The sequence below is a fragment of the Spirosoma sp. 48-14 genome (assembly GCF_001898575.1).
Classification (GTDB): Bacteria; Bacteroidota; Bacteroidia; order Cytophagales; family Spirosomataceae; genus Spirosoma.
The window spans coordinates 130,966-143,287 of record NZ_MKUD01000070.1 but is presented as its reverse complement, the minus strand read 5'-3'; the positions used below and the strand labels follow the sequence as shown (position 1 = coordinate 143,287).

The 12,322-nt window shown below is 50.7% G+C and carries 9 protein-coding genes; 7 read left to right on the top strand and 2 right to left on the bottom strand.

The window, feature by feature from the left end; translation table 11 throughout:
- The first annotated feature begins 10 nt into the window (after nucleotides 1-10).
- From BGO59_RS29860 to BGO59_RS29850, 3 genes are all read left to right on the top strand, one after another.
- Nucleotides 11-1,501, top strand: coding sequence for a hypothetical protein (locus tag BGO59_RS29860; RefSeq protein WP_293690264.1), 1,491 nt, complete (start codon nucleotides 11-13; stop codon nucleotides 1,499-1,501).
- Nucleotides 1,502-1,624: 123 nt separating this feature from the next.
- Nucleotides 1,625-5,059, top strand: a complete 3,435-nt coding sequence (locus BGO59_RS29855; protein WP_293690261.1) for a hypothetical protein — start codon at nucleotides 1,625-1,627, stop codon at nucleotides 5,057-5,059.
- Nucleotides 5,060-5,189: 130 nt separating this feature from the next.
- On the top strand, nucleotides 5,190-6,539 hold the full coding sequence (locus BGO59_RS29850; RefSeq protein ID WP_293690258.1) for a hypothetical protein: 1,350 nt from the start codon (nucleotides 5,190-5,192) through the stop codon (nucleotides 6,537-6,539).
- Nucleotides 6,540-6,566: 27 nt separating this feature from the next.
- Here the strand turns inward: BGO59_RS29850 and BGO59_RS29845 are convergent, their stop codons facing one another.
- Nucleotides 6,567-8,354, bottom strand: coding sequence for a metallophosphoesterase family protein (locus BGO59_RS29845; RefSeq protein ID WP_293690255.1), 1,788 nt, complete (start codon nucleotides 8,352-8,354; stop codon nucleotides 6,567-6,569).
- A gap of 212 nt (nucleotides 8,355-8,566) precedes the next feature.
- Here BGO59_RS29845 and BGO59_RS29840 point away from each other — a divergent pair, with 212 nt between their 5' ends.
- The 4 genes from BGO59_RS29840 to BGO59_RS29825 all read left to right on the top strand — a co-directional run bounded on the left by BGO59_RS29840 (nucleotide 8,567) and on the right by BGO59_RS29825 (nucleotide 11,475).
- Complete coding sequence (locus tag BGO59_RS29840; protein ID WP_293690252.1) at nucleotides 8,567-8,983, top strand: hypothetical protein; 417 nt, start codon at nucleotides 8,567-8,569, stop codon at nucleotides 8,981-8,983.
- Nucleotides 8,984-9,034: 51 nt separating this feature from the next.
- Nucleotides 9,035-9,247 (top strand): hypothetical protein, encoded by a 213-nt coding sequence (locus BGO59_RS29835; protein ID WP_293690249.1) that lies wholly within the window; start codon nucleotides 9,035-9,037, stop codon nucleotides 9,245-9,247.
- A 45-nt stretch (nucleotides 9,248-9,292) separates the two neighbouring features.
- Nucleotides 9,293-9,898, top strand: coding sequence for a retropepsin-like aspartic protease (locus BGO59_RS29830; protein ID WP_293690246.1), 606 nt, complete (start codon nucleotides 9,293-9,295; stop codon nucleotides 9,896-9,898).
- 143 nt (nucleotides 9,899-10,041) lie between these two features.
- Entirely contained in the window at nucleotides 10,042-11,475 is a 1,434-nt protein-coding gene (locus BGO59_RS29825; RefSeq protein ID WP_293690243.1) for a WG repeat-containing protein, read from the top strand.
- 2 nt (nucleotides 11,476-11,477) lie between these two features.
- On the opposite strand, the gene BGO59_RS29820 is transcribed toward BGO59_RS29825, so the two are convergent.
- The gene (locus BGO59_RS29820) at nucleotides 11,478-12,278 is read right to left on the bottom strand and encodes a hypothetical protein (protein ID WP_293690240.1); all 801 of its coding nucleotides are present in this window, start codon (nucleotides 12,276-12,278) and stop codon (nucleotides 11,478-11,480) included.
- Nucleotides 12,279-12,322 lie beyond the last annotated feature (44 nt).

Below are 12,322 nucleotides of genomic sequence, written 5' to 3'. Positions count from 1 at the left end.
AAATAAAAATATGGCTAAACTATTTGTCTTTGCGATTGGCGGAACGGGTTCGCGGGTGCTTAAGGCACTCACATTTCTGCTGGCCTCTGGCGTGAAGCTGAACAATACGGACGAGGTTATCCCGATTGTGCTCGATCCACACGCTACCAATGACGACCTGCTGCGCACTAAAGATCTACTGCGAGAATACGGCAACATCCGGGCAAACCTGCAAACCAAACCAACATCGGGCTTTTTTAGTACCGAAATCAAAACGCTGAACCGCTCAATTGGTGGCAACGCGACCATTGCCGATACCTACGTTTTTGAACTTCAGGGTGTTCAGCAGGAGAAATTCCGGGACTACATCAACTACGAAGGACTCGATGCCCCCGCCAAAGCCTTTGCCAGTCTGCTGTTTTCAGAAGAAAATCTGGAGACCAAAATGGATATTGGTTTCGTCGGTAACCCGAACATCGGCAGTACGGTGCTGAATCAGTTTCGGTATTCGGATGTGTTCCAGGCATTTGCCGAAAACTTTGGCGCCAACGACCGTATCTTTATCGTTAGCTCCATCTTTGGCGGAACGGGCGCGGCTGGCTTCCCAATTCTGTTGAAAAACATCCGGGGGGCGCAGGCCATCGGGCAAATTCCGAATCCGGCTTTCCTCCGTGATGCCAAAATCGGAGCCGTTACGGTGATGCCCTATTTCAGCCTGACTACTAACGAAAATAAGCTGATCGACCCGGCTTCGTTCATTGCCAAAACCAAAGCGGCTTTGAACTATTACCAGAAGGGTGTGAACCCGTCGGTCAATACGCTTTACTACATTGGCGACGACCAGACGAAAGCCTACACCTACGATCCGGGTGCGGGTGGTCAGAAGAACGAAGCTCATTTTGTTGAAATGGCGTCGGCGCTGGCCATCGTCGATTTCATGAACACCGACGACAGCAGCCTGGCCGTTAGCAACGGTCGCCCTGTGAATCCGGTATTCAAAGAGTTCGGTATTGAACAGGATGGCATTAGTATTCAGTTGGGGCACCTCGCAGCGCCGACCAAACAACTGATCAACCTACCCTTATCTAAAATGGCGCTGTTCAGTACATACCTGAGTCAGCGACTTCGGCAGGCAGCCGGTACAGTTCAATGGTCAAAAGCCAATCCAACCATTTCGTCGTCGTTCCTGAATTCGTCGTTTTTCAACAGCGTCAAAAATTTCGACGCGGCTTTCCGACAATGGTTGTCCGAGATGCGGGAGAACAAGCGGTCGTTTGAGCCGTTTTTGCTCGATGCGGCCAACCTCGGCCATACAGTACGCGGCTTTGAACCGAAAAAACGAGGCATTTTTGGCGGTGAATCCGACGTAAAACTGGACATCGTCGACGACTTCGACCAGACGCTCAACAAAACCGCTGAAGGCAAAGCCTACGGCAGCGAAGCCGATAAATTTATACAACTATTTTCGGAAGCGACCGACCAGTTCGTCCGCGAAAAACTCCCGAAAGTAATGGACTATTAAACTTGTCATTCAGGGTCATTCGATGGTCATTGATTGTCAACAGTTGCCAAAACGATAAATGACAATTCATGACCACAAATGACCGAACCGGCGGACCGACGGAGTCAATGACCACTATTTCTTATGCCAACCACATTCAGCTTACATAATCCCGTTCCGGGCCTGCATTGGTACGTGAGCAAGCCCTTCGGCACCGACCAGATTGCGGCCATTCGTGACCCACAGGGCGGACAAACCGTAAAACAACCGACTTCGATTCCGAGTCCGTTTGCCCGTATGGACCTGGTACGGTCGGCCTTCCTGAACCTGGCCCTCCGCCCCGACCTGATGGGCACGGTGAACGATCAGCGTATTGTGTCGGATGCCCTCGATGTGGGCGAGTTGTTTTTCAATTACGATAAGCTCAAGACCTACATCACCATTACGCCTTTCGATATTCGTACGGATCTGGAACGGTTGCGGCAATCCATCAATCAGGGCCATAAGCGGCTGGGCGATGCGCTGAAACTGTTTCTGGATCAGGATGCTGCCGAATACAATTTTGGCGATATACACCGGCTGTTCGTTCTCAATTATCGGGGGCGGGTTGTCGGTGGCACTTCTCCCAAAACGCTGTTTTTCAGTTCGGGAAACGATTTGAGCTGGGTGGATGTGTCGATGGGTAATGATCGACTGTTCGATGCGTCGGTTTGTCCGTTGTATCAGCGTGACATTGAATACCAGAAGTTCTGGTACGCCATCAAGCAGTTCATGCCCAACTTCCGCGACCGTTTCCGCGAAGTGGATGATTACCTCAATCGGAGTCGGGCGCTGTTGCAGCAACACAATCCGGCCTTATTCTACGAGCATATTGAGTCGCACAATGGGCAGCCATTGATGACACGGGAGAAATTTGAGCAGGATTTTGACGAACTGACCACCGGGCCGGGCGATATTGTCGAAGTATTGGGTTTCCCGCTTCGCAAGAAAAAGTCGGATTCACGAGCCATTAGTCAGGTTAGTGATTTCATCATCCGATCGGATAAGTACGCCCGACTGAATCAGAACCTGCCGCGCCCGATGGCCCTGCAAAATCGCTTTTTCCGGCAGTTTACCTATGTACCGCAAACACTGTGGAACTCGAACACGGTAGTGCCTTATTATGCGCGTGAATCCTGGCGCGAGAACCAGCGGCCATTACCGGGACAACCCGGAAACTACCCCTGGCTCACCGTCAGTGATTTTCTGGAACCCTACCTGATTCGCTTACCCTTCCCTACCGACCGGGGCCGTTTCTTCGATGGCAATCTGCAAACACCCGCTACGGATAAGGGCTTTTTGCTGCCTCTGAAGAAGGACTTCTTCGATTTCTTCAACGTTGAAGATTTGCTGACGGGCCGCGTTCGGCTCAAAATGACCCCGCAGGGTGGTGGTATCAACGTAACGCTCGACATCCCCGTTACAGCCCCCAGCCAGCCCGGCAATCAGTTTATCACGTTCGAGCGCCTGTATAATTCGACAGTTGGAGGAGCCAGCGCCCCCAACGAAGCCACGAACGAAGGGATCATTGTCGAAAACTCCTTCACCGTCAACATTTATCCATTTGTTCGCTCGGGGGCCGTCACCGTTCCGGCCGATTACCGGGTTCAGTTGATCGAATCGGGCTTCGACAGCCAGAATCAGTACGAGCTTACCTACTTCAGCGAACGGGCCAATTCGGAAGTGACGGTTGAGTCGAAACACCAGCGCACCGTTCGTCAGCAAAATACCGACGGGTCGAGCGTGTATTATGTGCTGCGCGAAGAGTTCGATTACCTACAAGCGCACATTCGGGGCGATGGACGAGAAATGAACGGGGTTCTGATTCCGCGCTGGCAGCAGTACAGTGGCGGCAGCAAGCAGTTCGAATTTTCGGTCGATTTCGGAACTACCAACACACACGTCGAGTATAAAGTGGATGGTGGCTCCCCTCGCCCATTCGACGTGGCCGAACTGACGCCACAAGTTGCTACGCTGGTGAATCCGGCGCAGTACAATCCGGCCTTGTTCGAATTGTTCCTGCTCTACGATCTGGAATTTGTACCACCGACCATTGGCCCCGGCAAACCGGATAATTTCCCGACTCGAACGGCTATTGCCGAACCGATGAATCTGAGCTACAATCAGCAAACGCAGGCACTGGCCGACTTCAATATCCCGTTCTATGTGGAGCGTCAACCGGCGGGTTCTAATCGTATTACGACCAACCTGAAATGGGCAAAAAACAGCGATCAGACCGAACGGCGCGTGGAAGCGTTTCTGGAAGAATTGCTGATGCTCATCAAAAACAAAGTACTGACCGAAGGCGGTAATCTGGCCCAGACAACGGTGTATTGGTTCTTCCCGGCCAGTATGACACCGGGCCGGGTGAGCCAGCTTCGGGCCGACTGGCAAACGCTGTATGACCGTTATATCGGTGGTGCCCCTGGCCGACTGCGTGAAGTATCGGAATCCGTAGCACCATTCTATTATTACAAGCAAAACCCAACCCTCAGCGCATCGGCCCGGCCCGTAATCAACGTCGACATTGGTGGCGGTACGTCGGATGTGGTGGTGTACGAACGTAATGAACCCAAGCTGCTGACCTCGTTCCGGTTTGCCGGAAATGCCATCTACGGCGACGCGTTCAGCGAATACGGAGCCGCCAGTCATAACGGATTCATCCGCAAATATGCCGACCGGATTCAAACGTTGCTGGATAGCCAGAGCCTGGGTAACCTCAGCGACAATAACCGGCGGATTCTGGATACGAATCGGTCGGAGGATATTATGGCATTCTGGTTCTCAATCGAAAAGAGTAACGACGTAAAAGCCAAGAGTATGCTGTCGTTCAACGGGATGCTGGCGAAGGATGAAGACCTGAAAGTGGTATTCGTGCTGTTCTATACGGCACTGCTTTACCACATTGCCCGGTTGATGAAGCACAAGGGCATCAACCTTCCGGGAGCGATCACCTTCAGCGGAACGGGCTCCAAACTGCTGACCATCATCAGTTCCGACGATCAGATGCTAGGCAAACTGGCACGGGTTATTTTCGAGAAGGTATACGACCAACCCTACGATGCCAGTGGCCTGACACTCTTCTACGAACGGAAAGGCCCGAAAGAGGTAACCTGCAAAGGCGCTCTGATGCAACCCGCTAACAACCGTCCGGTCGATACGGAAGCGATCAGTTATGTGTATCCGGCTACGTTCAACGACCAGTACCCAGAGCTGACCTATGCCGACTTGCGCAAACCCGAAGTGATCGACTCACTGTTGAAGGAAACCAACGAGTTTATTGATTTCTTCTTTGCGATCAATCAGCAGTTTAGCTTCGTTCGAAACCTCAATGTTTCGGCCCGCTCGCTGGTCATTGCTCAGCAGGAATTGCGGACGCATCTGGACACCTCGCTCATGGATGGTATTCAACGAAAAGAAGGCGACTTGATGGCCGAATACAGTGGTATGACCGACGCACTAGGCTCTCCTATCGAAGAAACGCTGTTTTTCTATCCACTGATCGGGGCAATCAATAAACTGGCAAATGCACTCGCGTAATGTTTGAACGTTGTTACACGGAGTTTCACGGAGAGACAAGAGATTCGCAGAGCTATTTCTATTCTCTGTGAATCTCTTGTCTCTCCGTGAAACTCCGTGTACTAGCAAAATCGACAAGCCACAATCGTTTATGCGAAACCTATTTTTTTTCATACTGGGCCTGGTCACCACCTCAACCTTTGCCCAGACAACCAATCAGGCCGCTGTTGATACCCTGACAAAGGAAGTAGCCAAAGCGGTATTCGGAAAAATAAGCCAGGCTCCAGGGCAGGCCAAAGCGCAGGAAATTTACGACCAGCTTATCGACTGTGGCGATGGCTGCGACCCGCAGACGGTTATCCGATCTGTGGGCGGATGGGATGCCGTGGGCGTAAAAATGCAGGAGCTGAGTGAATTGAAAAACACAGCCAAGTTCAACGCCATGTCGCCAGCCGAGGCTAATGACGCCATTCGGAAGCAGCTGATTCAGTTCTACAGCCGATACAAAAGTGATAACAACTACGGTAAGCCGTTAAGTCCCGCCGTTCAGCTAGGCATTATTCAGAAAATTGATGCACTACTACCACCTGGAGCCGAAGCGGCCGAACCAACGCCCACAGTTAATTCGGCTCCGGCTGATGAGTCAACCGATCAGGTTGTTGACGGAGACAGCGCGAATGTTGACCCGACGCTCTACCGCATGAGTCAGTTAGAGCGGCAACTCAAAGAAAAAGAAGAAAGCAACCTTTGGATGATGATCGTAACTGCATTAGGAGGTTTATTATTAGGTGGTGGAGCAGTATATCTGTTACTGTATCGGTCGGCACAGGCCGAAATAGACGCGTTACAGGACGAAAACAATAGACTACGTAACTCCCTCGAAAACGCTCAACGGACAAAATCTGGCTCTGATGTTAATTCGCTCCGGTCAGCAGATCGTCAGAAAATAGCCCAATATGATGCCATCGTTGCCGAACTGGGTGGCGAAAATCCCTTGACGGCCATTCGGCAACTAAAGCAACAGACCATACGGAAAGTAGAAAATCGGCCCATAATGCGTACTGGCGAACCGCTGGTTGAACCCACTGTCAACGTACCCGTAGAGCCAGGGCCTATACAGGTACAGGCATCCCTGCCGCCACTCCCTCCGCTCGAACCGTTGCCATCGATGAACCGCTCGGAAGTTTTTTATTTTCCTCCCCCCGACCCATCCGGCCAATTCGATCTGAGCCAGAAATCACCTGTACTCTCCCCCGAATCTGCCTATCGCTTCAGTGTGAATGCCGATAATCCAACTATAGCTACGTTCCGATTTGAAGCTGATCCGGGCCGGGTTGCCCGATTCATGACTTATCGGAATTACATGATCGAACCCGCCTGCGACAGCGAGAACAGCTACAGTGCCAGCCATACTCGAATTGCTATGCGTCGGGATGGAGAAGCGACCCTCGAAAACGGTGTATGGCGGGTGAAAACAAAGGCGTTGATTCGCTACGAGTAGCCTGACTTATTCAATCTAGCTTACGCGTTATTTAACGATTTTCAGTTCGTCCACTTCGTGCCCGTCTTTATCATACACAGTGTAGGTCAACATTTTGCCGTTGATCGTCATGTGTTGATAAAACGGCCCGCTTTTATACCGAACCTGTGCATAATCGGCGGCTGGCCAGACCTCATGCTCACTGGGTATCCCAATCGAAATGGTATAGATAGTGCCCTGTGCTGGTGAGGCAACCGGCTTTTCGGCAAACATGGGCTTTGTCCGCTGGTAATAGTGCACATGGCCACTCATAACCATATCGACATGGTACTGATCAAATAACCGACACCACTCCCGACGAATATCCGCGTAGTCTTCTTCAAAATTATAGGGCGGAAAGTGGAAAAACGCGAATTTCCAGTCGGCTTTCGAACTAGCTAGTTGCGCTTGTATCCAGGCGGTTTGGGCATCAATGGGCGATGTGGCATCAATCATCAGAAAGAGCGCATTCTGGTACGTAAAGGCGTAGGTTTGTTCAGCAGGTACGTCTTTATGAGCTGGACCATTTTTGGGCAGACTGAACATCGCCTGATACATCCAGGCCCCCAATCCATCCTGGCTATCATGGTTTCCAGGAATCGGCATTAGCGGCTTGTAATGAAAAATACCCCCCGAATGTTGCCACAGCTCATCCCATTCGTCCCGGTGCAATCCAGTACTGACCAGATCTCCGGCAATGGAGTAAAAAGTGATTTCGGGATGACGATCCAGCGTTTTCCGAGCCATAGCTCCCCAATCCGGCGACTTATGGGTATCGCCAAACCAGATGAATGAAAAGCCATCCGCCGTTGCCGACTGTGTACGAAAGGTGGCTGGCACTGACCAATTCCCTGTTTTCGAACCAACGCGATACCCATACGTTTTACCCGCTTTCAACCCGGAAAGTTGCGCTGTAAACCGATTAACGTACCGATCATTCTGCAACAGCCGATCTTCCATCAGAAAAGCCGTTGCTGGTTTCGACAGCGTATCCTTTGTACCCGTTATCCAGTATTGCACCACGCCATCCTTAACCGAAGGTGCCACTCGCCATTGAACATCCTGCGTCGTTGCGGGGTCCCCACTCCATGTCAGTAAAAGCTGGTCGGGGCGGTCCTGCGATGGGGAGGTGGTTTTTCGAAATGCCCCTACCAGATGGGCTTCTCTCGCCCGGCCACGAATCGTCTGAACCAGTATCTGTCCACGCAACGACTCCGGTACGTCGGTAAGTGTCAGGTCGCTCCAGTCGTGGTAGGTAAATGCGCCTGTCCGCATCGTATCGAGTGTTTGATTGGCCGGAAACACATTGGTTATAGTGACCTTTTCACCCGGCTTTTGCGGCCCAATACTGATAAAGTATACCGGGCGGTGTTTGTCGAACCCGTTGATGCCAAGCCGCACCGTTCCGGGCTGAACGGCCTTTTGCCACACCTCGTAGGTGTATTCTTCATTTTTTACAACCAGCGCCGTTTTCCGAAAACCACGCTCTGTCAGCCAGAAGGGCACTACTTTCTGGTTCTGATCCCGCATCAACGAAATCACGGCGGGTACGTCGACATCGAACGTCAGGTATTGGGTAGCCAATACTTCCTTCTCCGGTTCGCTCAGGAACTGAAGAATATAGCTATGGCTGATCGTATCCAGTTGTTCGGGTTTGTGCGTTTCATAAAGCCGGGTAACCGCTTTATCCATAACGTTTTTAACGGATGCGGGAGTCGATTTCTGGCCCGTTTTACAAGCCTCAAAACCAGCACTGACCAAAACAAGTATTCCAAAGTAAAACCAGTGAGCGTTCATAGATCATGCCGTAGCCATTCGAATATAGCAGATACAGCGGGTAAGCGATTGTCGTTTATACTACTTCCTGGCTCGTAAGAAGTACTACAGAGACGGGGTTATTTTTCGTCGCTTACAGGCTATGTAAAAAGTAGTTAGGGCTAACTATTTTATGGAGAGTCGGCGGCCTGTAACATTGCACGAAAATTAATGAATCATAATCCAGCCACGTTATGAAGCGCCTATCCACCATCGTTTTTCTTCTTCTCGTCAGTTTCTTCTCGATCGTTTTTTTTAGTTGTCATCCAGATGAAGGAAACGGCGTGCCCGATAAGCCAGAGTCTGAATTAAAAGGAACCTATAATGGCACGGCTACCAATAAAACCAACGGTAGTGATCAAAAACCATTGAGTATGACCATTACCAGTACCGAAAACCCAGTGGCTGGAACATACAACTTAAATGGTACTTCGGGCAAACTAACGGGTTCTGTTCTAGGACTTATTCTAACAATGACTTTAAAACCGGATGCCAGCGGAACAACTTATACCCTTTCGGGCTCGTCGGATAATAATACCAGTATAAGCGGTACCATGACCGGCGTGGAGTCATCAACGACCGTGACTTATACGGTGCTGGTTAAAAAATAAGGCAAACGTCCCTCCTGCTTTCCTGGTCGATGTTTTTGGGCTGTCTCCCCCGTGCCTACAGCCCAAAAACAGGTGTATGTGCTTCCCGATCTGGAGTTCTTCAGCATCACCGCCTTTTTCAATCATTTGATTAATCTGATCATTATTGGCGTTTATATCGTTACAGTAACAGAGGTGTTTGAAAAACTGTATCACGCCAGGCATGAACACAGACAAAAGCACAAACGACCTCATCCGGGTTCTGCGGACAATACGCACATCTAACCAACCGTTCTGGACACATCCAGACCTTTAGTTTGGCACAACCGAATGAGAAAATCAACTGTTAATCAACTAGCTACTCAGCTTCTGGTGGGTAGCTTAGTGCTGTTTCTGGCCATTTACCTATCGGCTTGCTCCGGCTGCTCCCGCTCGGGCAGTCACCAACCACGCCGGGCCAGACATAACACAGCCGCTACCGAGCCAACAAGTACAACGGCACCGACCTCCGTTACCGCTACCAAACCGACTCTGACACAGGTGGGTACAGGTCCTACCGAGGTGCCTATGGTAAAAGACAAAGGGGTATACAAGATTCAGGTACTGATCAATGGGCATCCCATGAAATTTATTCTGGATACAGGTGCCAGCCTCATCTCCATTTCCTCAACCGAAGCCGAGTTTATGGCCAAACAGGGTACCATTTCGGAGGAGGATATTGTCGGGCATTCACGTTTTGAAGATGCCAATGGGGATATATCACCGGGTGATATTATCCGACTGAAATCCGTCCAGATCGGCGATCGGGTACTCGAAAATGTCAATGCCAATGTAGTCCGTAGTACGAAGGCTCCTTTACTGCTGGGTCAGTCGGCTCTGTCGAAGTTTGGAAAAATTTCTGTCGATTATCGGCGGAATGTCGTGACGTTCGACTGATTTTTGTTGTTTGTAAAACAAGTTGTCAGAAATTGTCAGGTATTGGCCCAGCGATTGCCAGCAATCGTTATAGGAATTCTCCAGTAGACGTTGGCAATATCTGACAATTACGTGATCCTACTTGACAAAACTCCCCCCCACAAATGACAGAATCCGAACTGATCGACCGACTTCGAGAAGCCATTGTGCTCGACGGCCCTGATGTTTGGCAAACCAATGGCTACCTACAGGATGCTCAACGGGCAGGCCTATCGCTGGCTGATGCGCAAAAACGGGCAACAGAAATCAGTCAGGAAGTAGCGAATAATAGCTTGCTGTTTCAAAATATACAGGCTCGTATTGCCCGGATGGCGCAACCCTCGCGGAGCCATTTCTATGATCAGGATTTGGCCCAGATCGTCAATGCCGCTACGTCACTAAAGCTGTCCCCCGATTTCGTCAAGAATCGCTGGGTACCTACAGTTCTGAAGCGACTCGCGCCAACGCCTGAACCTGCGTCTGCACCTAAACCGGCAGAACACCCTGCTCCGGTCCAACCCGTCAATATCAGTCCGCCAACATCACCAAATGAGTTTGACAAACTGATCAATCGAGAGCCGGTTATCATTGAACCGAAAGTCATTGAACCTGTTCCGGTTCGCTCAACCGTTTCAGCGCCAGTTGTTACGACACCCGTTCCACCACCGCCCGTTGTGGTAGAGCCTCCGGTTTATCAGGCGCCACCGACGCATACCGATCCCGCACCAGTTGTTCGGAGATTCACCGCAACCCCCGCCCGTATTCGACAAGGGCAAACCGTAACACTGGAGTGGGAGGTTGAGAATCTGCTGGCCGTGACGATTGATGACCTTGGCGAAGGATTATCTCCCAAAAATCGGGGCTGGGTGAAACCCTCGAAAAGTACAGACTATACCCTCTTCGATGCCAATGATAATCCGTTGAGTACGGTACGGATTGAGGTTATCCCCCGCGACCGTAGTGGTATTTATGGCGTTTTATTCGCGCTGTTATTGCTGGCACTGATCTACTGGTTTATTAAAAGCAGTAATTCCCGACCCGACGAACCTCGTCCGAAGTCGAAAACAGAGCAGAGTACCACCGCTATTCCCGACGATCGGCCGTCCGAAACAGGGTCATCTATCGGCACCGCAGAGCCCGAAAAGGAAGCTGCATCGACAGAAGCAACCGATACACCAACGGAAACGCCAGCCGATCAGACGGTGGCTACGAACCAGGAAATAAAAGCAGATACTAAACCTAAAGGTAAAACTACAGATGCCGATCTGAATCCGTCGGCGCCTGAGTCACAGCCTACTTCCCCAGCCGATGCCCGACAGGGGAAGTACGAAGAAGCCTTTGGGGATAAACCGTTCGACAAAGTGGAACTGGGTGCCGATGAACGCGGCTGGCGACGTGCCCGAAGCCAAGGACGATGGGGGTATATCAACGAAGATGACGAATGGGTGATCAAGCCCGAATATGAAGCGGTTACGCCTTTCCGGGGTAATACAGCCTCCGTTTTTTTAAACGGTCAGCTCCTGACTATCAACCGCAACGGCGAGCAGGTCAGAAATTAAGCTTACTGCCCCAGCGTAACGATTAATTTCTGGAACGAAGTCCAGTAGCCCGACGAGGTTAGTCCAATCCCATTTCCGGGAAGCATTTTAAACAAATACGGGCTACTGCGAATCTCCTGCTCATTTATGTAAAAATGAAGTTCTTCCCCTTTTCGTCGGATAATCAATCGATTTCGGTTTTTATCGACAGTTACCCCTGGCATAAAAAAATCGCCCGGCATATAATCGCTGAAGGTCTGCCCGTTGGCAATACGCATGATCGACACTTCACCCTTACCATTTACCGTGAATGCGGAATAATTCAGTGAATCTTTGACGCCAAACAAGATTCCTCCCGTTGGGACCTGCCCAGAATCAGCCAATACATCTACCTTAATGGTAAAGTAATCAGCTTTGTTGAGGTTGATATTGGTGGGAAGTTCAACGGAACTAAAGGCCGTTTTTTGCGTATTCGTGTTGCGTTTGCGAATGCTGTAGCGCCCCAGGCCAATCTGATAAAAATAGTCGCCCTGATTACCAGCTCGCCAGCCATTGCGATTGGTCGAGAAATCGCCCGTGAAAGCAGGCCGAAAATCAGAACCGTCGGGCGTAGCTGGCTGTCTGGAGGTTGATTCGACACGTTCACGCACGGGTTGAGTAGGTGCTGATGCATTGCCTGAAAGCCGGGCAGTTTGCCTGAGTGTCACTTTTTGCCACTCGCTGGAAGCCGAATAGATAGTCGATTTCGGCCGCCGTCCTGCCGGCTGCGCCAGGCTGTTTATGGAAATCAGAGCCACAAGGCTAATGGTCAGAATTAAGCGCATAGGTATGCAAAGAGCGAAAGAGTAAATGAGCGAAATCGGACTAT